Source organism: Thalassotalea profundi (assembly GCF_014653195.1).
Lineage (GTDB): Bacteria > Pseudomonadota > Gammaproteobacteria > Enterobacterales > Alteromonadaceae > Thalassotalea_B > Thalassotalea_B profundi.
The window spans coordinates 81,369-105,214 of the sequence record NZ_BNAH01000006.1; the positions used below are offsets into that span (position 1 = coordinate 81,369).

A 23,846-nucleotide genomic window follows, 5' to 3' on the forward strand; every position below is an offset into this window, starting at 1 on the left:
TCCCATAGTTAGTGGATATATACCTTATAAAGCAATTTAAATAGTGCTCGATAATACATCTATTGAAATTTAATAATAAAACCTGACAATAAATCTTCTTATTTAACTACTCAAATAAAAGGATTTAATTTCTTTATTGCCGAAAGCAAGTAAAAATAACGATATAGTCTAGAAAAACGGTAAAAGTAAGTTGCTTATTTCCCACGTTTAGGTGCATGCTTAATATATCGATTTAGAGGATAAACAAATGAAATTTAATCGTGTTGTTATTAAAGTAGGTAGTGCATTAGTTGCACCTGACAATAATGGCTGTAGTGGTAAGTATTTACTTGCTATTGCACGTTTTATTACCGAATGCCATAAAGTGAACAAAGAAGTTATTTTAGTATCTTCAGGCAGTGTTGCCGCTGGACGTCATTTAATACAACATAGTTCTCTTCCCTCTATCCCAATGAAACAAGCAATGGCGTCCGTTGGCCAAATGCAAATGATGGCAAACTGGCAACGGTTCTTTGATGTGCCTTGTAGCCAATTGTTAATCACTCATGGCGACCTAAAAGATCGTGAACGTTATATTAATATTAAGAACACGCTCAGAATTTTATTAGAAAATGGCGTTATCCCCATCGTTAATGAAAACGATACTGTGGCAACTGACGAACTGAAGGTCGGTGATAACGATAATTTAGCTGCACTTGTTGCTTTAGTAAGTGAGGCCGATAGCTTATTTATTTTAAGTGACATCGATGGCGTGTATAACAAAGATCCAAAACAACACAGTGATGCTATTCTAATTCCTGAAATTAAAGAGATTACTGACGAAGTATATGCAATGGCTGGAACCACAAATAACCCTATAGCAACCGGGGGAATGAAAACAAAAATACAGGCAGCCGAAAAAGCAGTAGAAAATGGCATAACCACTTTCATCGTAAATGGCGGTAGTGCTAATGTATTCGAAAAATTATTAAAAGGTGAAAACCCAGGCACTCAATTTTTAGCAAAACAAGCGGCGAATAAAGCCCGAAAACATTGGTTAAAGCACACCTTAAAAAGTAACGGTAAAATTGTTATTGACCAAGGGGCTACTTCTGCCGTTTGCGATAAAGGAGCATCACTATTACCATCAGGTATAGTTTCAGTCACAAATAGTTTTTCTAGCGGTGATTCCATTGAAATTATTAACAATATTAATAACAGAGTCATTGCTAAAGGTATCTCACAATATAGTGCACGCGATTTAGAGCGTATTAAAGGTCAAAAAAGTGATCAGATAACTGAAATTTTAGGCTGCTGTCCCAGTCAAGTAGTAGTTCACCGCGATGATATGGTAATTATGTAAAGCGACTTAGCAATAAGAGGTAAATATGACATTTAATATTGAAACGAGTGCCAAACAAGCAAGAATTGCAGCTCGGCAAGTGGCTCAACTTAACACTAATGAAAAAAATCAATTACTACTTAAAATAGCCTCTTCAATTGAAAATAATAGTGACGCTATTCTTAAAGCAAATAATAAAGATATCGACGCTGGTAAAGCAAAAGGTTTATCTGAGTCAATGCTTGACCGATTACTTTTAACGCCGCAGCGGATCGCAGACATTGCCCATGCAATAAAAGAAATTATTGCTCTGGCAGACCCTATTGGTGAAGTCGCTAATTTAATATTACGACCTAATGGTTTACAAGTGGGTAAAATGCGTATTCCATTAGGTGTTATTGCAATGATCTATGAAGCACGCCCAAATGTAACTGCTGAATCAGCCGCTTTATGCATTAAATCAGGTAATGCCGTTATTTTACGGGGTGGCTCAGAAGCTATACACAGTAATTTGGCATTGGCTGAATGTTTACATCAAGTCATTAAAGATCAAGGCCTTGATCCCAATATGGTGACTGTAATTCCAGATACCAGTCGTGAAGTAATTGAAAAGCTATTAAAACAGCGTGAAAGCATTGATCTAGTCATTCCTAGAGGTGGTGAAGGCTTGATTCGCTATGTAACAGAGCATAGCCAAATCCCTGTGATTCAACACTTTAAAGGGGTTTGTCATTTATTTATTGATAAATATGCTGATCTCGACAAAGCGATTAACATTTTAGTCAATGGCAAAACCCAGCGTCCCAGCGCTTGTAATTCACTAGAAACCTTATTGGTTCACCAGAGTTTTGCTGATAAGTTTTTACCTTTAGCTGCTAAAGCATTGTTACCTAAACAAGTAAAAGTACATGCATGTCAACAGAGTATCAACTACTTTGATAATGCAATTTTAGCGACTAATGATGATTACCACGCGGAATATCTTAATCAAGAAATTGCGATTAAAGTGGTAGAGAGTTTTGACGCAGCGATCAACCATATTAATGAGTTTACCTCTGATCATACTGAAGTAATAGTTAGTCAAGATACCTCGCGTACTCAAGCGTTTATCAAACAGATTAACTCATCGGTAGTCATGGTTAATGCATCGTCAAGATTTTCAGATGGCGGACAATTAGGTTTAGGCTCAGAAATAGGTATTTCTACCAGTAAATTACATGCCTACGGTCCAATGGGGCTAAGCTCTTTAACCACTGAAAAATTTGTTGTATATGGTGATGGACAAGTTCGCGATTAATCGGTTTGTAATCCTCTAGTATTCTTCTAGGGGATTACTTATCAACGACAAAATACAAGTTATTCGGTTAAATAAGAACAACAGTAATCTGTAAGCGTTTTTGCTTTGACTTTAAAGCTCGCGTTGGCAGGAACATAAAACTGTTCGCCACCTTTAATCGTTTGCCATTGAGTGTTTTCAGGTAATAATATATCAATATCCCCAGCGGTTATTTCCATAAGCTCTTTTTCAGCCGTTGAAAATTCATATTCGCCGGGCATCATAATACCTAACGTTTTAACACTACCATCAGCTAATGTTACTTTTCTGCTGGTCACTTTACCGTCAAAATAAACATTAGCGGCAATTTCTAATGTTACTTGGCTTAACTGAGACATAAATTCCTCATTTTTTAATTAGTTAAAGCTAAATTATCCTGTACATAAAACCTCACTAACACCATCCGTGGCTCGTGAGGATAAATACATCCATGTATAAAAAAGCGGTATTGGGTTCAGGGTTCCAATACCGCCCTTTAACCTTGTACTAAAATCATCAGTTAATTAACAAATTTACTAGTAAAGGGTTGCGAGCAAAACGCTATGTATTTTTATTCAACAATTTTTTTCATATCGGTCATATAACCACGTAATTCTTTACCAATTATTTCAACACCGTGGCTTCTAATTGCTTCATTTACTTCAATTAAACGTACATTATCGACACCATTTGAAGTTTCTTTTAAGCCCTCGCCTAACTCTTCAAGTGTTAACTTACTCGCAAATTCTTCTAATAAAGGAACAGCAGCATGGCTAAATAAATAGTTACCATATTCCGCAGTATCAGAAATAACTACATTCATTTCATAAAGTTTGTTACGTGCAATACAGTTAGCGATTAATGGTGTTTCATGTAACGATTCATAATAGGCTGATTCTTCAATAATACCCGCAGCAACCATTGCTTCAAAAGCAAGCTCTACACCCGCTTTCACCATAGCGACTACAAAGATACCTTTATCGTAGTATTCTTGCTCTGTGATTTTTGTTTCACAGTCAGGAGCTAGTTCAAATGACGTTTCAGCAGTTTCTGCACGCCATTTTAATAAATTAGCATCATCATTTTTCCAATCTTCCATCATGGTTGAAGAAAAACGCCCTTCGATAATGTCATCCATATGCTTTTCAAAAAGCGGACGAAGAATAACCTTTAATTCTTCCGACATATCAAATGCTTTAATTTTAGCTGGGTTTGATAAGCGATCCATCATGTTAGTGATACCGCCGTGCTTCAAGCCTTCAGTCGTAGTTTCGATACCATATTGTAAAAGTTTACGGGCATATGCTGCATCCATACCTTGGGCAATTAATTGCTTATGTCCTAAAATAGCTGCTGTTTGTAACATACCGCAAAGAATGGTTTGTTCACCCATTAAGTCAGACTTAACTTCAGCAATAAATGATGACTCAAGTACACCAGCACGATCACCACCGGTTGCTGAGGCATAGGCTTTAGCAATAGCTAAACCATTTCCTTGTGGATCATTTTCAGGATGAACAGCAATTAACGTTGGTACACCAAAACCACGCTTATATTCTTCACGAACTTCAGTACCTGGACACTTAGGAGCAACCATAACCACCGTAATATCAGGGCGTATTTGCATGCCTTCTTCAACAATATTAAAACCATGAGAATACGATAACGTAGCACCTTGCTTCATCAATGGCATAACGGCGCTAACAGCAGAAGTATGTTGTTTATCAGGGGTAAGGTTTAAAACTAAATCAGCTTGAGGAATTAACTCTTGGTAAGTACCTACAGTAAAACCGTTTTCGCTTGCCCATTGATAAGATTGACGTTTTTCAGCAATAGCTGCGTCACGTAAAGCATAAGAAATATTCAAACCTGAATCTCGCATGTTTAAACCTTGGTTTAGACCTTGCGCACCACAACCAACGATTACAATGTTCCAATCTTTAATAAAATTACAACCATCAGCAAATTCTTCGCGCTTCATGAAACGACATTTGCCTAATTGCGCTAATTTTTCGCGCAAACTTAATGTATTAAAATAGTTAGCCATGATGTTCTCCAAATACTTTATATGAGTATTTATTGTAAATTTGATAAAATTATTAATGTCAGCATTTTCTGACGATGAAAACATCATATCTTTTTTCTTTTGTTGCTTAAAATGATATATTTGCATCACCATGTTGCATATATTGCAATAATAAAAAATTTAAGGCATCGTGTGGATTTAAAATCATTAAAAATGTTTGTTAGTTTAGCCAAAAGTTTACACTTTGCTAAAACCGCCGAGATGTATCATGTGAGTCCATCTACCCTTAGCCGTGCTATTCAGCGACTTGAAGAACAAGTGGGTTGTGATTTATTGCATAGAGACAACCGGACAGTCACATTAAGCGAAGCAGGGAAACAATTTCAATTATTCGCTGAACAACAAATTGAACAGTGGAAACTATTACAACTTTCATTAAATCAGCAACAAGCTCAGCTTCAAGGCAAGTTACATCTATACTGCTCAGTTACTGCAGCATATAGTCATTTACCATCTCTAATCGATAGATTTCGCGAGCAACATCCGTTAGTTGAGATTGTATTATCAACCGGTGATGCAGCCGATGCTTTTGAACAAGTCAGTAGCGGCATCGTTGATTTAGCCATTGCTGCTAAGCCAGAAAAATTATCAAGAATGTATTATTTTCATCAAATAGCAACATTGCCTTTAGCCATCATTGCACCAACCATGCCTTGTAGAGTTCAACAACAATTACAATCAGATATAATTCCATGGTCTGACATTCCCTTTATTCTTCCGGAACATGGCGCAGCCCGCAAACGTTTTGATTATTGGTTCAGAAAGAAGCAACAAGGAAAACCCAATATTTACGCGACCGTTGCGGGTAACGAAGCACTCGTTAGTATGGTGGCGTTAGGTTGTGGTATTGCGATTTCGCCCAAAGTGGTTGTTGAAAATAGTCCGGTGAAAGATCGTGTGCAATATGTTAACGGCGTTGGTGAAATTGAGCCGTTTGATCTTGGTATTTGCTGCCTAAACCAAAGCCGAGAGCAAGCATTAGTAAAGGCCTTTTTTGCTACGCTATAAATCCATTAAACCGCTACAGCTTCAGTTAGGTGGCGCAAAATTCTATCCATTGCACGATAGGAAAGCGCCTCAACAAGGTGATGGTTTTCAATATCTTGCTTTTGTTCCATATCCGCCAAGGTACGCGCTATTTTTAATAATTTATGATGGGCCCGTGTTGATAAGCCTAACTTTTCAACCGCTAATTCAAGAAACTCATTATCGTCTGTTGTTAATTGACAATATTTGCGAATTTCTGCACTTGAAAGATGAGCATTAGCTTTGCCTTGCCGTTGCTGTTGAATACTTGCGCACTGCTGAACTCGTTTACGAATTTCAGCACTGGTTTCACCTCTACCATCGCTATTAGACCAAGAACCTCTTGGTAAGCGTGTCACTTCAATTTGAATATCAATGCGATCAAGAAATGGGCCTGATAATCGATTTAAGTAACGTAAGACTTGCTCTGGCGTACTACGGTTATCATTGTAAAACCCTGTAGGACTTGGATTCATTGCTGCAACTAATTGAAACTGTGCTGGAAATGTTTGTTTGTGCATAGCCCGTGAAATAGTCACTTCACCCGATTCAAGTGGTTCCCTTAAAACATCAAGGACTTTTCTTTCAAATTCAGGTAATTCATCTAAAAATAATACACCGTGATGAGCTAGGGACACCTCTCCAGGCTGAGGTTGACTACCACCTCCCACGAGTGCTGCCGATGATGCGGTATGATGTGGCGATCTAAAAGGGCGTGTAAGCCAAGAATTAACAGTAATACTGTGATGGCAAATAGATTGAATAGCCGCAACTTCTAATGCTTGAGTTTCAGTCATCTTTGGTAAAATACCCGGTAATCGGCTCGCTAGCATAGTTTTTCCTGTTCCCGGCGGACCAATAAACAGTAGATTATGCGCGCCGCTCGCGGCAATCTCTAAGGCTCGTTTGGCCATTGGTTGCCCAATGACATCTGCAATATCGTTTTGACTTTCAGCTTCAGGTGCTAATTGACTTACATTCATTGCTAAAGGCAGTATTTGTTGGTGCAACAAATGCGGATATAATTCACTTAGATGTGAAATTGCATAAATTTTAGCTGACTTTACCCAGCTTGCCTGTTCAGCATTGTCTTGCGGGAGGATCAAAGTTCGTTCACTTTCACTACAGGCCATTGCCATAGGAATTTCTCCTATCACTTCACGCAACTCCCCAGACAAAGCTAGCTCCCCAGAAAATTCATAGCGCGCAAGATCTTCTGTTGGAATTTGCCCTGATGCGGCTAAAATCCCTACGGCAATAGGAAGGTCAAAACGTCCACCTTCTTTGGGTAAATCGGCTGGCGCTAGATTTATAGTGATACGTTTTGCGGGAAATTCATAACCACAATTAATAATGGCGCTGCGCACCCGATCTTTCGCTTCACGCACTGACGTTTCAGGTAAACCAACAATATTAAACGCAGGCAGGCCATTAGCCAAATGAACTTCAACGGTAACAAGAGGGGCAGTTAAACCCACACGAGCACGACTGTATACACAGGCAAGAGACATACAATTCCATTTTATTTTAAATCCATAAACTCAGTTTAGTTGAGATATTTTTATTGCGCGAGTTTCATATTTCATCATAATTAAAAACCGGTGTTATAACTAAATTCACTAACGCCCTTAAAAATTCTCTAATAAAAAAACTTGCGTCTGATATTAGAGCTATGGTACTAATTTAATAAGGCTGATAAGAAGCCAACCTAATTAATTAGTTTTTCAGGTAATGTGAATAAATATGCAACATTTAGTCTCTGTCATTATTAACATTCTCATCGTGGTGATTATTAAATCATCGCGGGGATGTTTATTGGGCTAAGAAAAGCTAAACGTAAACATAAACCCCCGCTTCGAAAGGACCGGGGGTTTTTCTTTTAGGGTTTCAAGTACGTTTTGAGATGGTGAATTTTTAAATTTTTCAAATTAAGGAACAACTAATTCATTTTTAAGCAGGTGAATATAAATTAAAAATGAATGGTGCAATTGATTATGGTAATCGAAAAGAAACAAACTGGTGGTTCGTTATTATTTGACGTATTACAACAGCATGGGGTTCAGCATGTTTTTGGGTATCCTGGCGGCGCAATTATGCCAATATATGATGCGTTATACGATAGTGATGTAGAGCATTTTTTATGTCGCCACGAACAAGGCGCTGCGTTTTCAGCTGTAGGCTACGCAAGAGCCTCAGGTAAAGTTGGCGTATGTCTAGCCACATCTGGCCCAGGGGCAACTAACTTAATTACCGGCTTAGCCGATGCTATGGCAGATTCAATACCAATTATTGCAATCACAGGCCAAGTAGCTACAGCGGCAATGGGTTCTGATGCTTTCCAAGAAGTTGATATTTTCGGTTTATCACTAGCTTGTACTAAACATTCTTTTCAGGTTACTAATGTTAATGAGCTTGAGAATGTTTTACATCAAGCGTTTGCTATTGCCCTAGAAGGTCGACAAGGACCAGTTTTAGTGGATATCCCAAAAGATATTCAATTAGCGACTGTTAATGCGGTACTTAATGATGCCGTTAATTTACAAAATAAAGTTAAACTTCCCCCTGCTAATGTCGGTAAAGCTATTGCCCTATTAAGCCAAGCAAAACAACCCGTATTATATGTTGGTGGTGGTGTAGGTATGGCCAACGCTGTTGATGAACTGCGAGAATTTGTTAAAGCAACCGCTTTGCCGAGTGTTTCAACATTAAAGGGGTTAGGCGCATTAGATCCTGATAATGAAAATTACTTAGGTATGTTAGGAATGCATGGCACAAAAGCCGCAAACCTTGCCGTACAAGAATCCGATTTATTAATTGCAGTTGGCGCACGATTTGATGATCGAGTAACAGGAAAATTAAATGAATTTGCCCCTAATGCGAAAATCATTCATTTTGATATTGATACCGCAGAAATTAACAAGCGTAGAGCTGTAGATTCTGCCATTTTAGGTGATTTAAAGGTTAATTTACCCGCACTATCTGTACCTTTATCTATCAAACCGTGGCAAGACAAATGTCGCCAAATGAAACATGATTTTGGTTGGCAATATGATCACCCCAATGAGACTATTTTTGCTCCTGCCGTATTGAAAGAAATTAGTGAAAAAATGCCTAAAAATAGCTGTGTTACAACAGATGTCGGGCAACATCAAATGTGGGCGGCACAACATATGTCGTTTCAAGATCCTAGCAATTTCTTAACCAGTGGCGGTATGGGAACTATGGGCTTTGGTTTACCTGCTGCTATAGGTGCACAAATTAGCCGGCCGAACGATTGTATTGTTACTGTTTCTGGCGATGGTTCTATAATGATGAACATCCAAGAACTAGCAACAATTAAGCGTTTTCAATTGCCTGTGAAAATAGTTTTAATAGACAATTCAAAATTGGGCATGGTACGCCAATGGCAGGACTTATTCTTTAGTGGTCGATTAAGTGAAACTGATTTATCTGATAATCCTGATTTTGTCATGTTAGCGAACGCGTTCGACATTAAAGCCAAACAAATTACATTAAAAAATGAAGTATCAGCTGCAATAGAAGAAATGCTCGACCACAACGGCCCGTATTTATTACAAGTAAAAATTAATGCCGAAGATAATGTGTGGCCGCTCGTACCACCAGAAACCGCAAATGACAAAATGATGGAGAGTACCTAAGATGAATGACTATCAATTAATTATCTTAGCAGATGATAAACAAGTAGTACTCGAGCGAATTTTGCAAGTCACACGCTATCGTGGTTTTTTAATTAACGGTATAAATGCAAAAGTTAATACAGGAACGCATATTGGCACAATTGAGTTAATGGTCAGTAGTGACCGTCCAATTGAACTATTGGTCGACCAAATTAACAAGCTAATCGATATTAAAGAAGTCAAAGTAGATAGTAAAACACAACAAAGTACTGCTTAGTTATAAATTAAACAATGCCAATAATTGTTGGCTGTAAACTAATAATCAACACGTTAATGGAAAGAATCATGCCTAAATTAAGATCTGCAACCTCAACTCAAGGCCGTAATATGGCTGGTGCCCGAGCATTATGGCGCGCAACTGGAATGACGGACGGGGATTTTGGCAAACCGATTATTGCGGTAGTGAATTCTTTCACTCAGTTTGTACCGGGTCATGTGCACTTAAAAGATATGGGACAACTTGTTGCTGGAGCCATTGAGGAAGCTGGCGGCGTTGCAAAAGAATTTAATACCATTGCGGTAGATGACGGTATTGCTATGGGGCACTCAGGTATGCTTTATAGCTTACCATCGCGAGATCTAATTGCTGATTCAGTTGAATATATGGTTAATGCTCATTGTGCTGATGCCATGGTATGTATTTCTAACTGTGACAAAATTACTCCAGGCATGTTAATGGCAGCAATGCGTTTAAACATACCGGTTATTTTTGTATCTGGCGGCCCAATGGAAGCAGGTAAAACTAAGCTTTCAGACCAAATTATCAAGCTTGATTTAGTAGATGCCATGATTAAAGGGGCTGATCCTACAGTAACAGACGCAGATAGTGACCAAGTTGAACGTTCAGCATGTCCTACCTGTGGTTCATGTTCGGGTATGTTTACTGCTAACTCAATGAACTGCTTGGCAGAAGCGTTAGGCTTAGCATTACCGGGTAATGGTTCAATGTTAGCAACACATGCTGATCGCGAACAGTTATTCTTAAAAGCGGGTAAACAAATTGTTGAGTTAACTAAGCGTTACTACCAAGATAATGATGAGAGTGCTTTGCCACGTAATATCGCTAGTAAAGAAGCATTGCATAATGCCATGTGTTTGGATATAGCAATGGGCGGTTCAACAAATACTATCTTACATTTATTAGCGACAGCGCAAGAAGCTGAAGTTGATTACACCATGGCTGATATGGATGAATTATCACGTCGTGTACCACAGCTATGTAAAGTGGCGCCATCAACACCAGATTACCACATGGAAGATGTTCACCGTGCGGGTGGTGTTATTGGTATTTTAGGGGAGTTATCACGTGCAGGTTTATTAAATACTGATGTGCCAAACGTATTAGGCACCACTTTAGCTGACGTGATTGAAAAGTACGATATTAAAGTAACTGATGACGAAGACGTTAAAAAGTTCTACCGTGCAGGCCCTGCAGGTATCCGTACCACCAAAGCATTCAGCCAAGATTGTCGTTGGGATACTTTAGATGATGACCGTGAAAATGGGTGTATCCGCAGTATAGACAATGCTTTCTCATTGGAAGGTGGTTTAGCTGTATTAAAAGGTAATATTGCTATTGATGGCTGTGTAGTTAAAACGGCAGGCGTATCAGACGATAATTTAACGTTTACTGGCCCTGCGCATATTTTTGAAAGCCAAGATGCCGCAGTAGCTGGTATTTTAGATGGTAAAGTAGTGGCTGGCGAAGTGGTTGTTATTCGCTACGAAGGCCCTAAAGGTGGCCCAGGTATGCAAGAAATGCTGTATCCAACCACGTATTTAAAATCAATGGGCTTAGGTAAAGCCTGTGCGTTATTAACCGATGGTCGTTTTTCAGGTGGTACGTCAGGTTTATCAATTGGTCACGTTTCTCCAGAAGCAGCAAGTGGCGGTACTATCGCCCTAGTTGAGCAAGGCGATATTATTCATATCGACATTCCAACTCGTGAAATTACATTACAAGTGAGTGAACAAGAGTTAGCAGCACGTCGGGCAAATATGGAAGCGAAAGGCAAAGATGCTTGGAAAGCGGAATCTCGTGTTCGCCCAATTAGTTACGCGTTGAAAAATTATGCCATGTTAGCAACAAGTGCTGATAAAGGTGCTGTACGTAATCGCAAGTTACTTGATGGTGAGAGTGATGACTGAATCAGAAGTCGTTAATCAAAGTATTGGCCTTGAATATCTTCGCAGAATATTACTTGCGCCAGTCTATGATGTAGCATTAGAAACAGAGTTAACGCCATTAACTAAATTATCGACGCGCTTAGGTAATCAAATTTATTTAAAGCGCGAAGACCAGCAACCAGTTCATTCATTTAAATTACGTGGTGCATATAATAAACTCGCCAATTTATCTGAAGCTGAGTGTATACATGGAGTGATTGCAGCCTCCGCAGGCAATCACGCTCAAGGTTTGGCATTGGCGGCTCACAAGTTAGGTATTAAAGCGACGATTGTGATGCCAATTACAACGCCAGATATTAAAGTCGATAATGTCCGTCGTTTTGGCGCTGATGTTCGTCTTGTTGGTAAAAGCTTTAACGAAGCACAGTCTGCTTCATTGGCGTATGCCGAACAAGAAAATAAAACGTACATTCATCCCTTCGACGATGAAGACGTAATTGCTGGTCAAGGTACCGTTGCTAAAGAGCTACTTCAACAGCAGCCAAATACCGAAGTCGTTTTTATTCCTGTAGGTGGTGGTGGTTTACTCGCAGGAATGGCTGTTTATCTAAAGCAGTTACGACCTGAAATAAAGGTCATTGGTGTTGAAGCTGAAGACTCCGCTTGTTTAAAAGCAGCACTTGCTGCCGGTAAACCAGTAGATTTAGATCAAGTGGGATTATTTGCAGACGGTGTTGCTGTTAAGCGTATTGGTCAGCATACTTTTGATCTAATTGAACGTTACTGTGATGAAGTGATCACGGTAACTACCGATGAAATCTGCGCATCAATCAAAGACATTTTTGAGCAAACACGTGTTATTGCAGAACCCGCAGGCGCGCTTTCTCTCGCTGGCCTACAAAAATATTGTAAAACCAGCAATGGAAATGAATCATTAGTTGCAATATTGTCTGGTGCCAACATGAATTTTCATACATTGCGTTATGTCTCAGAACGTTGTGAATTAGGTGAGCAAAAAGAAGCGGTATTAGCGGTCACTATTCCTGAAGAAAAAGGCAGTTTCAGACGTTTTTGTCATGCCCTTGAAGGACGCGTGATCACTGAATTTAATTACCGCTTTGTTGATAAACGCGATAGTGATAATAATCAAGCCAATATTTTTGTTGGTGTTCGCGTCGCAGGGGTAGAAGAAAGAACAAAACTTACTCATTTACTTGAACAACAAAATTATCAAGTAGATGATTTTACTGATAACGAGCTCGCTAAATTACATGTTCGCTATATGATTGGTGGCCAGCATGCGTTGCCATTGCAAGAACGCATTTTTCGTTTTCAATTTCCTGAATACCCTGGAGCATTGGAAACGTTTCTTGATACCTTAGGCGAACATTGGAACATTACTTTGTTTCATTACCGTAATCATGGTGCCGCTTTTGGACAAGTGCTTGCTGGTTTTGAGGTCACAGATGCTAATCAGGCTGACTTTTTTAATCATCTTCATGACTTAGGTTATGATTGGCAAGAAGAGACTGAAAATCAGGCCTATCAAGCGTTTTTGAAATAACATTTAAAGAATCCTAAAAATGTGCAAAACACCTGTTCTGCACGTTTTTTGAGCAAAACTTCAAAAATCCTAAAATTCAGCTAAAGTTATAAAATAAACTGGTTTCGTTTTGAGCCGAAACTAGGGGTGATTACTCTTCGATTAAAACTACTTCAAGCGTGATCAACACCCTTAAGCTGGAGTTTTACATGAGAGACTTATATTTATTAATTGACCGTTTAACTAACACACTCATCAATGAAAAACGTAAAGCCCTAGCTGAATTTGGCTTACAACCTGTTCAACTTGACGCTTTGCTTTATTTATCAATGGCAAATAAACATTCAGATAATGCCATTTCGGTGTCTGAATACTTAGGTCATACCAAAGGCACTATTTCTCAATCCATAAAAGTATTGGAGCGTAAAGCCCTAATCCATAAAACAGTAAGCCCAGATGATAAACGGGTATTACACATCAAAGTAACAACCGTCGGCAAGCATATCCTTGCGCAATTGACTGAGCATTCAAAACTTCAAGCTGCATTAACAAATCTCAGTAAAACCAACGAAAAAGCGTTAATTAGAAGCTTAGATTCCATTTATCATCAAATACATGACAATGGAAATAGCCAATCGTTTGGGCAATGTTTTACTTGTTGCCACTTTAAAATGAGTGACTCTGGGTATTGCTCTCATTTTGACGAAGCACTGACCTCTGCTGAATCATTACAAATTTGTCGAGCCCATTTAAATTAGCGCATTGCTCTCACATTAGTTAATTATAATTTTGCATTTCGCTTTATGTTAATTTATTGTGAATTAAAAATAAGAAAAGCACATGAAAAACAAGGAAATAAATAATGGAAAATGCTCAAGGAGGATCTGAATTAACGAACGCTTTAACTAAGTTAGCGCCTATTGACGAATCCAAAAGAATTGATGCACTCGACATTCTTCGAGGCATAGCATTAATCGGTATATTATTGATGAATATCGAATGGTTTAACCGTCCTATGGTCAATTTAATTGGCTTCGATAATTCATTATCTGGTACAGATCATGCGGTCGGTTGGTTAATTCGTTGTTTTGTTGAAGGTAAATTTTATAAACTTTTCGCCTTGCTATTCGGCATGGGCTTTGCTGTTATGTTAATAAGGGCTAAAGAAGTTGGTCGACCTTTTGGCGCTTGGTTTACTCGCAGAATGTTAGCGTTATGGATACTTGGCATTGCTCATATGGTTTTTCTCTGGGGTGGCGATATTTTGCATGATTACGCCCTAGCAGGATTAATATTATTAGCATGGGTCTATTTGTTGCAAAAGCCTCGCTTCCAACAATATGATAATACTCACTCTTATTTAAAACTCTCCCTTATTTGGTTATTTCTCCCAATCTTTTTCTCTACAATTGCAGGTATTGGTGCCGGTATTTTTATCGACCATGAAAAAACACTTGCTAATTGGTCAGAAGAACAAGAAATTTCTGCCATAGTTGCACAACGTCTTGAAATATCGGCGGAACCACTCGAATTAATCAAAACGGATAAATTACACAAAGATTCCAGTCAATTAGAAAATGAAGAAGTAGCTAATCAGTCAACAGGTGAAGCTGACGAAAGTGAAGACCCCAAAGAAGAGAGTATAAAAGAACTCGTAACTGCCGAAAGAGACATTCAAGAAAAAGAATTGGCAGAAACTAAAGCTTTTACCGAGGGGAGTTACTGGAAAGCTACCGAATACCGCCTTGAATTTTTAGCCTTCATGCTACCATTTTCACCTTTATTCGCTTTTATGATGTTAATTCCTATCTTCATTTTAGGCTTTTGGTTTGTTGCTAGTAAACGCATTATTAATTATCAGCAATATATACCTATGTATAAGATGATGATGCGCATAGGTTTATCTTTAGGTATTTTCCTTAATGCTGCTGGATTATTATTACTACAACAACCCGCTGCTCAGATTTCAACTGTCATAGCTTCTGTGGGAGAAATGATATTTTTTGTTGGCCAATATGTACTTACAGCTGGCTATTTGGGTCTTGTAATTTGCTTGTTAAATAATACAAAATGGCATGCTCGTTTGGCGAAATTTGCTCCTATGGGAAAAATGGCCTTAACCAATTATTTAATGCATTCAATAATTTTGACCTCTATTTTTTATGGGTATGCTGGTGGGCAATATGGGGAAATATCGCGTGGTCCTCAAGTATTGATTGTGCTTGCTATTATTATTTTTCAAATACTGTTATCAACATGGTGGCTTAATCATTACCGCTTCGGTCCAATGGAGTGGCTATGGAGATCAATAACTTACAAAAAATTCCAACCCATGCATATTTAATAAAATCCAAATAAGTTGACATAATATGTCCCGCCGTGACATATTATGTCTTGTCGCCTAAATTAAGCCGAAGGAGTAATAATAATGAATAATGGTTTAAGTAACTCAACAGTTAAAGTAAATCCCAAAAATGCAACTAAACATCTCTGGAAAGTCGTTGTCGTCGCAGTAGCAGTAGTGGGTGCTTGGAAAGTGTTTTATACTATTGATGAAGGCCATGTCGGTATTGTGAAACGTTTTGGTGAGGCCACTACACAGGTGAATCCTGGTTTACATACCAAAGTACCATTTGCAGATACAGTAGAAGAATTAGAAATTCGTACCAGAAAAAATTCAGAAATGCTAAAGGCTTCTACTTATGAGCAAATGCCGGTTACCGCTGAAGTATCAGTCAACTGGACAGTAATTCGCCCTGAAGCTTTTGAGTTATATAAAAATTATGGTGGTTTAGATCAATTTGAAAATCGTATTTTAGATCCACGATTACGTTCCGCAACTAAAGATGCCTTGGCACGTTTTAAAGCAGAGCAGATTATTCAAAATCGTGGACAAGTTATTCAAAAAATTGAAGAAACCTTATTATCAGAAATGGTTAATTTTCCCGTAAAATTAGATAGTGTGCAGATTGAAAACTTAGTTTTACCTCCTAAGTATTTACAAAGTATTGAAACCAAACAAACAGAAAAAAACCTAGCTGCTGCTGAAATGCATCGCTTAGAACGTCAAAAATTAGAAGCGCAACGCGAAGTAAATACTGCAGAAGCAAAACGTGACGCTGAAAAAGCACGAGCAGATGGTTCTGCTTATGCCATTACTACCGAAGCTAGAGCCGAAGCTGAAGCGATTAAATTAAAAGGTCTAGCTGAAGCTGAGTCTATGATGAAGAAAGCTGAATCGCTCAAAAATAGTAGCTTATTAGTAGACTATGTAAAAGCACAGCAATGGGATGGTAAGTTACCGTCAACAGTCATGGGAAATGGGCAAGATATTTTATGGAATATGAAAGAAAAATAAAGGAGCTAGCTGTAAAAGCACTTTATTAGGTACCTTTACCAAAAAAGAGGAATGACGATGACTAAGCGTTGGAAATGCCCAAAATGTGATTGCCAAGAATATGATACAGACACCATTGCAACGACAGGTAGTGGTTGGTCTAAAATCTTTGATATGCAAAATCGTAAATTTACTGCCGTTATTTGCAGCAATTGTACATACACTGAATTTTATCGTGGCAAAACAAGTACGTTAGGCAATGTATTTGATTTATTTACCCACTAAAAGGCAAAGGGATGGATATATAAATGACAAAGTTTAAGTATAAAATCATTGATACTCGCGATGTTGAAGCTGCAGGTTTGTTTAAAGGCAGAAAACGTGAAGATGTAGAAGCTTATTTAAACGAGTTAGGTAAAGACGGCTGGGAGTTAGTGAATGTAGATTTTCGCGAACTTGAAGGCGGTTCTGAATTTGCTGGCATAATGAAAAAGGCAGTGTAGCTTGGCCCAGTTAACAGCTCTAGTACTCACTAGAGCTGTTATCGATAACTAATAAAGACAAAACCTAATTTCTCTCACTATTTTTAATATTCTTATTCTTTCGTCCAAGGAATAATTTCATTGCACCACCGAATACAAGGCCAGCAATTAACCAAATACCTATTTGAGTCGCTATATAAACTAGTGATACTTCACTTTTAAGTATTTGCGGTAAGGACATACCACAAAACATTATTACTCCATATAGTAAGCCCATTTTCAGCCAAGCGGTATTTTTAGCTGTTACTGGTTCATCGTCTGAACTGTTCGCGTATTGACGCTTTTTAGCACTTCGCCATTTTGTCTCTAACGAAGAACGAAACCATCCCCATACAGGAAAAGTAAGGGTGAGCAGAATTAAACTAGTAATATTCCAAAGGCAAGGAATTGTTTTATCGCAAGTCGGGCATAAATAACCAAACCAATTACCAAAGGCTGCTTTTTTTGCCCATAAAGTACCTTTATGAATAGTAGCGCAATGCGGACATGGAACATATTGCCTTTCCATTAAAGGCGCATCACTTATTTTATCAATTAACGTCAGTTTAGGAATACGTTGACCTAAAATTATCTCATTAAATGCTAGACCTGGGTTAATTACCCAGTGTAATAACAATAAATTAGGTAACTTCCATGCCTTATATTGGCTTTGATCAAAATCCATTTTTTATCTCTAGGTAAATTATAAATGAAATGCGGTTTAAGTCAGTTAATAGAATCAATCTACTCAACTTCGTTCATTTTTGCTTCTAGTTCAGCAACTTTAGCTTCTAAGGCTGCTAATTTTTCACGGGTTTTTAATAGTACTTGGGTTTGGACATCAAACTCTTCACGTGAAATAACATCTAACTCAGTCAGTTTACGCTGAATAACGATTTTCGTTTTTTCTTCAAAGTCGTTAGCTAAATTTTTCAAGCCTGGTGGAATCGCTTCAGTTACTTGTTTAGCGATATCTTCTATTTTTTTGCTGTTAATCATCTTTAAGACTCATCATTTTCAATTAATGTCTATTGTAAAGCTTTTAGCTGTTTTGCCAATGGTTAAAACAAGGTAAAATCTTCGCCCCTGATTGTTAGTGTATTGTTGGCGTGCAATTTTAATGAAACTTAATCCTAGACAAAATGAAGCGGTTAAATATGTTACTGGCCCTTGCTTGGTATTAGCTGGCGCTGGTAGCGGTAAAACTGGTGTTATTTGTCAAAAAATTGCTTATCTTATTCAAAAGTGTGGCTACAAAGCACGTAATATTGCCGCGGTAACCTTTACTAATAAAGCATCACGCGAGATGAAAGAACGTGTTGTTAAAATGCTAGGCAAAGACCAAACTCGCGGACTTACCGTATCAACATTCCATTCTCTGGGCTTAGATATCGTTCGCCGAGAAATTAAAACCTTAGGATATAAACCTGGTTTTACCTTATTCGATGATCAAGATTCTTTAGCGTTATTGAAAGAACTCACTCAAGAAGAATTTGATGGGGATAAAGATCTGCTGAGCAAATTGCAAAGTATGATTTCTAATTGGAAAAATGACTTATTACTACCTGATCAGGCTTTAAAACAATCGATTGATGCTGATACTGCACTTTTTGCCGAATGTTATGCGCGTTATCAAAAGCACATGAAAGCTTACAACGCTTTAGATTTTGATGATTTGATATTAGTGCCTACCTTATTACTGAAAAACTATGAAGAAGTTCGTCAGCGTTGGCGTAGTAAAATTCAATATATGTTGGTTGATGAATACCAAGATACCAATGCGAGCCAGTACGAATTAGTGAAATTAATCACAGGTGAAGCTGGTTTATTAACCGTTGTGGGTGATGACGATCAGTCAATATATTCATGGCGTGGGGCTAAGCCACAAAACTTAGTCTTACTTGGACAAGATTACCCACAATTAAAATTAATCAAACTAGAACAAAATTACCGCTCTAGCGGGCGTATTTTAAAATGTGCCAATACCTTAATTGCCAATAACCCCCATGTATACGATAAAGCACTTTTTAGTGAATTAAACTATGGTGTTGAGTTGCGTGTAGTACAAACAAAGAACGAAGAACATGAAGTTGAACGCATCGTTGGCGAATTGATTGGCCATCGTTTTTTAAACAAAAGTCAATTTCGCAACTACGCTATTTTGTATCGAGGTAACCATCAATCTCGTTTACTTGAAAAAGCCTTAATGACAAACCGCATTCCTTATAAAATAAGTGGTGGTACTTCATTTTTTTCTCGTTCAGAAATTAAAGACATGATGGCGTTTTTGAGAGTTTTAGTTAACCCTGATGACGACAATGCATTTCTACGTATAGTCAATGTACCTCGTAGAGAAATTGGTCCCGCTACTTTAGAAAAATTAGGCAGTTACGCAAATATGCGCCAAATCAGCATGTTTGCTGCCAGCTTTGAATTAGGCCTTGAGCAAACCTTAACTGGTCGTGGGTTGTTACACGTACAAAACTTTACTCGTTGGTTAGTAGAAACGGCTGACCATGCTGAACGCGGAGATACTGCAGCCGTTTTACGAGGCATGGTGCGTGAAATGAATTATGAAGATTGGCTTTACGATACGTCTCCTAGTGCAAAAGCTGCTGAAATGCGTATGAAAAATGTAACAGAGCTTTTTAGTTGGGTAACCCAAATGTTAGAAGGGTCTGAAGATGATGAACCAATGACCTTACCCCAAGTAGTCACACGTTTAACATTACGCGATATGATGGAACGTAGCGAAGATGAAGATAATGCCGACCAAGTACAATTAATGACGCTGCATGCATCTAAAGGGTTAGAATTTCCTTATGTATTCTTAATCGGTATGGAAGAAGGTTTATTGCCTCATCAAACCAGTATGGACGAAGGCAACGTAGAAGAAGAACGTCGTTTAGCTTATGTGGGTATTACCCGTGCGCAAAGAGAATTAATTTTTACTTACGCAAAAGAGCGCCGTCAATTTGGTGAAGTTGCGCGTACCGAAGCCAGTCGTTTTTTACATGAATTACCGCAAGACGATTTAAGCTGGGAATTAACTCAAACTAAGCAAAGTGTTGAAAAAAAACAAGCGACAGCAAAAATGGGCGTTGCTAACTTGCGCGAATTATTAAAAAACAAACCAAGTGGATGAACACTCAGTTTGTTTTACTCATCAACAATTTATAGCGTAATAATGCACTATTTGGTGATTAACCACAGTGCATGTAAAACTCCTGGGATAAAAAACAAACAACTCAATATGATATTAATAATTAAGTCTTTACCCACGCCACTTTTCAAGAAAACAGCTACTGGAGGCAATAAGATTGCTAATATTATTAGTACGATTTTATTCATGTTAACTCCTTCATAAAAGTATTAATTAGTTTTATTATTCTTTCGATTTTCAATGGTTTTAAAAATATCTCGCCAACTTAATAAACCTACAGGCTTTCCTGCCTCATTAACAATAGGTATACAAGAAATTTTGTGGTTATTAAACAGTGAAATGGCATCATAAACACCTGCTGTTGGTGGTAATGTGATTAATTGACGAGATATAATTTGATGAGCTCTTTTATTTAAAGTAGCAATATCTTTTGTTGTTTCAGACGCTGTACCTAAGTTATGACTAATCGCTTTAAGGAGATCTCTATCAGAAATAACACCGCATAACTTATTCGATTCAACAACAAGAAGATGATGAAAACTCGCTTTTTCAAAAATATCTTTGACCACTTTTAATGTATCGTCCATTGATACACTAACAACCGATTTACTCATTATTTCTGAAACTTGCATAAAATCACCTATCACTTAACATCAAGTTTAGTGCCTGTTGTATTTATAACCTTTTTATTTTTAGTAAAAACTAATGTTAAAACAGGTACCAATAAAAAGCTCGCAATTGCTGAAACACATAAGCCTGAAATAATCACCACACCTAAAGATTGCCACATTGCGCCGCCGTATAATGTTAACGGTAATAAACCACCAATAGTTGTTAATGTTGTCAGTAATATAGGGGTAAAACGTGTTGAAGCAGCGTTAACAATCGCTTGTTGTTTTTCTTGTGTCTGTTTCAAATTTGTATTCGCAGTATCTATCAAAATAATAGCGTTATTGACCACTATTCCAAATAAACTGATAAGTCCTATAAAGGCCATGATTGAAAACGAAAGGCCTGTTAAATATAAACCTATAACCGAGCCGGCCATTGCAAAAGGTATAGAAGTAAAAATAATTAAAGGCTGTAAAATTGATTTAAATTGCAATACTAACACCGCAAAAATACCCACCGCTGTAATCATTAATATTTGAAATAGGCCTGAAAATGACGCTTGACGAGATTCTTCCTCACCACCCAACATAAAGTACATACCTTGGGGGAGTTTATATTCAGATAAATATTCGACTAAATTTAAGGTTAATTCATTAATCGAATAGCCTTGTTCAACATCAGCTGAGACCTTAGCCATTCTCAGCTTTTGATAATGGAAAAAATCAGTTTGCCCCTGCTGTAATTTTATTTCGGTAACTTGGCTTAATGGTATGCTTTTACCGTGATTATTCTCAATATAAATATCATTTAAGCTTTCAATATCAAATTGATTTCTACGCAAAACAACCGGATAACTTTCACCGTTAAGATCATTATAAAAGCCCACATTTTCACCTGATAAAGTGGTTTTAATGGTGTTATCAAGTTTATTTATATCAATAGAGTATAAACCTGCTTTCTCGTAATCAATAGCGACATTAACTTCAGTATTAGGCATGCCGATAGGATTATTAATATTGATAATGCCAGCAGTGCTTTTCATTTTTTCTGTTAAATCTGCTGCTACTTTGTGTAGGTCTGCTAGCGATTCACTCATTAAACGAAAAGTAACGGGCTGATCAGTGACAGGTCCTTGCGTAAATTCTTTAATTGAAACGTCAGCCTTACTCCAGTTTTTATATTGTGCTCGAAGTTGATTAACTAATTCATTTACTTTATTTGACTCATATTCAGTCAATAATACCAATATCTGTCCATATTGAGGAACGCCACGCTTAGGCATTTCATTATAGTAAATACGTGGATTAGCATTGCCAATATTTAACGCAATATTTTTAACCAAGGCTTTAGTAGATAAGTCTTGTGCAATTTCTTGCATCACTTGCTCAGTGTAATTGAGTGATGAATTTACTGGTGCTTCCACATCAATTAATAGCATAGGCTTTTCCGCTTTTGGAAATAGGCTTACGCCGACCTGTGGGAATAATGAAACCATACCAACAAGCCCAATAATAAATATAATAATAAGTAGTATTTTAAAACGAATTATTACAGCTAAAAATCGAGCATAAATACCTTCTGCAAAAATATTAAGATAGTGCTGTAATGCTTTTATTTTTCCGTCTTTCTTCTTAAATAATTTACTCGCCAAGAGAGGAGTAACTGTTAACGCAATCAATAATGACGCCAATAAGACTAAAACGACAGTTACTGGCATAGAGCGTAAAAAATCACCCGTATTACTCGCCATCAATAACATAGGTAAGAAAGCAAACATCGTAGTAACAGTGCCAGAGGTGATCGCCCAACCTACCTTACTGGTTCCTTTGGCTGAGGCTAACACCAGACTTTCATCTTTAGCTTTCTCTCGATGAATACTTTCAGTTACCACAATGGCATTATCCACTAACAAACCAAGCGCTATAATTAAGCCAACAATAGACATTTGCTGTAAGCCAAAGCCTGCGAAATCTAACCAGCCGATTGCGATTAAAAAAGACAATGGAATAGCAGCAACTACCACTGCAGCTTCACGAAAACCAAGAAAAAGCAGAGACATTAAGCCAACAATAATCAGCCCTTGCCAAAGGTTATCAAAAAAACCATCAACTCTTACTTCAACACTATCAGCTTGCTTAAACAGTGTTTCTAATTTTATTTCACTCGGAAGCGATTGTTGGAACCGAGATATTTCAGCTTCAATACTTTTGGTCAGTTCAAAAATATTGGTTCCCTTACTTTGCTGTACAGTAATAAATATAACGGGTTTATGTTGATAATAAGCTAAATACGTAGGTTCACGATCCGTTAAATGAACATGAGCAACATCCTTTAAGCGTAAAATAGCCTGCTGGTCTGAACGAATCACAGTTTCCGATATTTCGTTTACGTGCTCAAAACTACCACTGCTGGTAACATTAAAACGACGATTCCCTGCATCAACAAAGCCAGGGGTTACATTTAGCGCGCGGCCTTTAAGAGTATTACTAATATCAGTAATTGACAGTTTATAATGCTTCAATAAATCTAAATTAACATCTACCGCCACAATCTGTTGAGGATAGCCCCAAATTTCAGCTTCTTTAACGCCTGACAAGGCTTCTAGGCGTTTTTCAAGCTGTTTGCTATGAAACTCCATCGACTTGTAATCATGAGGTTCACTCCACAACGCTATCTGCATAATAGCAACGCTAATAGGTGTTGCTTTAAAAACGGATAGTTGCTGAATGCCATCAGGTAAACTTGACTGAATAGAAGAAACGGCTTGTTTTACTTTATTAAAAGCCTCTTCAGGGTCAACACCATAAATAAACTCAATGGTAATACGAGTACCACCATTTTTAATTTGAGATTCAACTTTTAAAATATTTTCAATCGTAGAAACTTCTTGTTCAATTGGATTAACCACTAACGACTCAATATCACTAGGAGAGGCACCCGGATATACGACTTCAATTAGCGTAATAGGAAGGTCAAATTGGGGATCCTCTGAACGAGGCATATGAAAATAAGAAACTATCCCAACTAGCACCAACAGTATTGCAATAATGAAAGTAAATTGTGCGTTGTTTATGGCTATTCGAGGGAGTTTCATGCG

Annotated in this window: 21 protein-coding genes; 13 read left to right on the plus strand and 8 right to left on the minus strand. The window is 37.8% G+C overall.

Features of this window, described 5'->3' with window-relative positions; translation table 11 throughout:
* The first annotated feature begins 247 nt into the window (after positions 1-247).
* Entirely contained in the window at positions 248-1,342 is a 1,095-nt protein-coding gene (gene proB, locus IE155_RS08945) for a glutamate 5-kinase (RefSeq protein WP_189377907.1), read from the plus strand.
* A gap of 25 nt (positions 1,343-1,367) precedes the next feature.
* Positions 1,368-2,618 carry a glutamate-5-semialdehyde dehydrogenase gene (locus IE155_RS08950; RefSeq protein ID WP_189377908.1) on the plus strand — a complete coding sequence of 417 codons (1,251 nt, stop codon included), beginning with the start codon at positions 1,368-1,370 and terminating at the stop codon, positions 2,616-2,618.
* 59 nt (positions 2,619-2,677) lie between these two features.
* Here the strand turns inward: IE155_RS08950 and ppnP are convergent, their stop codons facing one another.
* Together ppnP and ilvC are read right to left on the minus strand one after the other, a co-directional pair.
* The gene (ppnP, locus tag IE155_RS08955) at positions 2,678-2,995 is read right to left on the minus strand and encodes a pyrimidine/purine nucleoside phosphorylase (protein WP_189377909.1); all 318 of its coding nucleotides are present in this window, start codon (positions 2,993-2,995) and stop codon (positions 2,678-2,680) included.
* A 212-nt stretch (positions 2,996-3,207) separates the two neighbouring features.
* Complete coding sequence (gene ilvC / locus IE155_RS08960; protein ID WP_189377910.1) at positions 3,208-4,683, minus strand: ketol-acid reductoisomerase; 1,476 nt, start codon at positions 4,681-4,683, stop codon at positions 3,208-3,210.
* 171 nt (positions 4,684-4,854) lie between these two features.
* On the opposite strand from ilvC, the gene ilvY reads away from it, so the two are divergent.
* Positions 4,855-5,730 carry an HTH-type transcriptional activator IlvY gene (gene ilvY, locus IE155_RS08965; protein ID WP_189377911.1) on the plus strand — a complete coding sequence of 292 codons (876 nt, stop codon included), beginning with the start codon at positions 4,855-4,857 and terminating at the stop codon, positions 5,728-5,730.
* 5 nt (positions 5,731-5,735) lie between these two features.
* Here the strand turns inward: ilvY and IE155_RS08970 are convergent, their stop codons facing one another.
* Positions 5,736-7,259 carry a YifB family Mg chelatase-like AAA ATPase gene (locus IE155_RS08970; RefSeq protein ID WP_189377912.1) on the minus strand — a complete coding sequence of 508 codons (1,524 nt, stop codon included), beginning with the start codon at positions 7,257-7,259 and terminating at the stop codon, positions 5,736-5,738.
* A 483-nt stretch (positions 7,260-7,742) separates the two neighbouring features.
* Between IE155_RS08970 and ilvG the strand changes: the two genes are divergently transcribed.
* The 9 genes from ilvG to IE155_RS09015 all read left to right on the plus strand — a co-directional run bounded on the left by ilvG (position 7,743) and on the right by IE155_RS09015 (position 16,956).
* Entirely contained in the window at positions 7,743-9,407 is a 1,665-nt protein-coding gene (gene ilvG, locus IE155_RS08975; protein ID WP_189377913.1) for an acetolactate synthase 2 catalytic subunit, read from the plus strand.
* Between the two features lies 1 nt (position 9,408).
* Positions 9,409-9,663: an acetolactate synthase 2 small subunit gene (gene ilvM / locus IE155_RS08980; RefSeq protein WP_189377914.1), complete on the plus strand. Its 255-nt coding sequence runs from the start codon at positions 9,409-9,411 to the stop codon at positions 9,661-9,663.
* A gap of 68 nt (positions 9,664-9,731) precedes the next feature.
* Entirely contained in the window at positions 9,732-11,594 is a 1,863-nt protein-coding gene (gene ilvD, locus IE155_RS08985; RefSeq protein ID WP_189377915.1) for a dihydroxy-acid dehydratase, read from the plus strand.
* Positions 11,587-13,137, plus strand: a complete 1,551-nt coding sequence (ilvA, locus tag IE155_RS08990; RefSeq protein ID WP_189377916.1) for a threonine ammonia-lyase, biosynthetic — start codon at positions 11,587-11,589, stop codon at positions 13,135-13,137. The genes ilvD and ilvA overlap by 8 nt, the downstream gene beginning before the upstream one ends.
* Positions 13,138-13,325: 188 nt before the next feature.
* Positions 13,326-13,874, plus strand: coding sequence for a MarR family winged helix-turn-helix transcriptional regulator (locus IE155_RS08995; RefSeq protein WP_189377917.1), 549 nt, complete (start codon positions 13,326-13,328; stop codon positions 13,872-13,874).
* A 104-nt stretch (positions 13,875-13,978) separates the two neighbouring features.
* Complete coding sequence (locus IE155_RS17955; protein WP_229817173.1) at positions 13,979-15,460, plus strand: DUF418 domain-containing protein; 1,482 nt, start codon at positions 13,979-13,981, stop codon at positions 15,458-15,460.
* A gap of 84 nt (positions 15,461-15,544) precedes the next feature.
* A complete protein-coding gene (locus IE155_RS09005) occupies positions 15,545-16,474 on the plus strand; it encodes a prohibitin family protein (RefSeq protein WP_189377918.1) in 930 nt (309 codons plus the stop codon).
* 57 nt (positions 16,475-16,531) lie between these two features.
* Positions 16,532-16,738 (plus strand): zinc ribbon domain-containing protein, encoded by a 207-nt coding sequence (locus IE155_RS09010; protein WP_189377919.1) that lies wholly within the window; start codon positions 16,532-16,534, stop codon positions 16,736-16,738.
* A gap of 23 nt (positions 16,739-16,761) precedes the next feature.
* The gene (locus IE155_RS09015; protein ID WP_189377920.1) at positions 16,762-16,956 is read left to right on the plus strand and encodes a DUF4177 domain-containing protein; all 195 of its coding nucleotides are present in this window, start codon (positions 16,762-16,764) and stop codon (positions 16,954-16,956) included.
* Between the two features lie 64 nt (positions 16,957-17,020).
* Here the strand turns inward: IE155_RS09015 and IE155_RS09020 are convergent, their stop codons facing one another.
* Complete coding sequence (locus tag IE155_RS09020) at positions 17,021-17,659, minus strand: hypothetical protein (protein ID WP_189377921.1); 639 nt, start codon at positions 17,657-17,659, stop codon at positions 17,021-17,023.
* 59 nt (positions 17,660-17,718) lie between these two features.
* Complete coding sequence (ubiK, locus tag IE155_RS09025; protein ID WP_189377922.1) at positions 17,719-17,973, minus strand: ubiquinone biosynthesis accessory factor UbiK; 255 nt, start codon at positions 17,971-17,973, stop codon at positions 17,719-17,721.
* Positions 17,974-18,094: 121 nt separating this feature from the next.
* Here ubiK and rep point away from each other — a divergent pair, with 121 nt between their 5' ends.
* A complete protein-coding gene (gene rep / locus IE155_RS09030; protein WP_189377923.1) occupies positions 18,095-20,119 on the plus strand; it encodes a DNA helicase Rep in 2,025 nt (674 codons plus the stop codon).
* A gap of 47 nt (positions 20,120-20,166) precedes the next feature.
* Here rep and IE155_RS09035 read toward each other — a convergent pair whose 3' ends face one another.
* Genes IE155_RS09035 through IE155_RS09045 form a run of 3 tightly spaced genes read right to left on the minus strand, consistent with a single transcriptional unit; the run spans position 20,167 to position 23,843 of the window.
* A complete protein-coding gene (locus IE155_RS09035; protein WP_189377924.1) occupies positions 20,167-20,325 on the minus strand; it encodes a YqaE/Pmp3 family membrane protein in 159 nt (52 codons plus the stop codon).
* A 21-nt stretch (positions 20,326-20,346) separates the two neighbouring features.
* Complete coding sequence (locus IE155_RS09040) at positions 20,347-20,769, minus strand: CBS domain-containing protein (RefSeq protein ID WP_189377925.1); 423 nt, start codon at positions 20,767-20,769, stop codon at positions 20,347-20,349.
* An 11-nt stretch (positions 20,770-20,780) separates the two neighbouring features.
* Positions 20,781-23,843: an efflux RND transporter permease subunit gene (locus IE155_RS09045; protein ID WP_189377926.1), complete on the minus strand. Its 3,063-nt coding sequence runs from the start codon at positions 23,841-23,843 to the stop codon at positions 20,781-20,783.
* Between the last annotated feature and the right edge of the window lie 3 nt (positions 23,844-23,846).

Bases quoted from the DNA above. Each gene is read 5' to 3' on its own strand.
- IE155_RS09045 (WP_189377926.1), bottom strand. From the start codon at position 23,843: ATGAAACTCCCTCGAATAGCCATAAACAACGCACAATTTACTTTCATT.
- IE155_RS08950 (WP_189377908.1), top strand. From the start codon at position 1,368: ATGACATTTAATATTGAAACGAGTGCCAAACAAGCAAGAATTGCAGCT.
- proB (WP_189377907.1), top strand. From the start codon at position 248: ATGAAATTTAATCGTGTTGTTATTAAAGTAGGTAGTGCATTAGTTGCA.
- IE155_RS09020 (WP_189377921.1), bottom strand. From the start codon at position 17,659: ATGGATTTTGATCAAAGCCAATATAAGGCATGGAAGTTACCTAATTTA.
- IE155_RS08970 (WP_189377912.1), bottom strand. From the start codon at position 7,259: ATGTCTCTTGCCTGTGTATACAGTCGTGCTCGTGTGGGTTTAACTGCC.
- ilvD (WP_189377915.1), top strand. From the start codon at position 9,732: ATGCCTAAATTAAGATCTGCAACCTCAACTCAAGGCCGTAATATGGCT.
- IE155_RS09010 (WP_189377919.1), top strand. From the start codon at position 16,532: ATGACTAAGCGTTGGAAATGCCCAAAATGTGATTGCCAAGAATATGAT.
- ilvA (WP_189377916.1), top strand. From the start codon at position 11,587: ATGACTGAATCAGAAGTCGTTAATCAAAGTATTGGCCTTGAATATCTT.
- IE155_RS17955 (WP_229817173.1), top strand. From the start codon at position 13,979: ATGGAAAATGCTCAAGGAGGATCTGAATTAACGAACGCTTTAACTAAG.
- IE155_RS09040 (WP_189377925.1), bottom strand. From the start codon at position 20,769: ATGCAAGTTTCAGAAATAATGAGTAAATCGGTTGTTAGTGTATCAATG.
- ilvM (WP_189377914.1), top strand. From the start codon at position 9,409: ATGAATGACTATCAATTAATTATCTTAGCAGATGATAAACAAGTAGTA.
- IE155_RS08995 (WP_189377917.1), top strand. From the start codon at position 13,326: ATGAGAGACTTATATTTATTAATTGACCGTTTAACTAACACACTCATC.
- IE155_RS09035 (WP_189377924.1), bottom strand. From the start codon at position 20,325: ATGAATAAAATCGTACTAATAATATTAGCAATCTTATTGCCTCCAGTA.
- rep (WP_189377923.1), top strand. From the start codon at position 18,095: ATGAAACTTAATCCTAGACAAAATGAAGCGGTTAAATATGTTACTGGC.
- ubiK (WP_189377922.1), bottom strand. From the start codon at position 17,973: ATGATTAACAGCAAAAAAATAGAAGATATCGCTAAACAAGTAACTGAA.
- IE155_RS09005 (WP_189377918.1), top strand. From the start codon at position 15,545: ATGAATAATGGTTTAAGTAACTCAACAGTTAAAGTAAATCCCAAAAAT.
- ilvG (WP_189377913.1), top strand. From the start codon at position 7,743: ATGGTAATCGAAAAGAAACAAACTGGTGGTTCGTTATTATTTGACGTA.
- IE155_RS09015 (WP_189377920.1), top strand. From the start codon at position 16,762: ATGACAAAGTTTAAGTATAAAATCATTGATACTCGCGATGTTGAAGCT.
- ppnP (WP_189377909.1), bottom strand. From the start codon at position 2,995: ATGTCTCAGTTAAGCCAAGTAACATTAGAAATTGCCGCTAATGTTTAT.
- ilvC (WP_189377910.1), bottom strand. From the start codon at position 4,683: ATGGCTAACTATTTTAATACATTAAGTTTGCGCGAAAAATTAGCGCAA.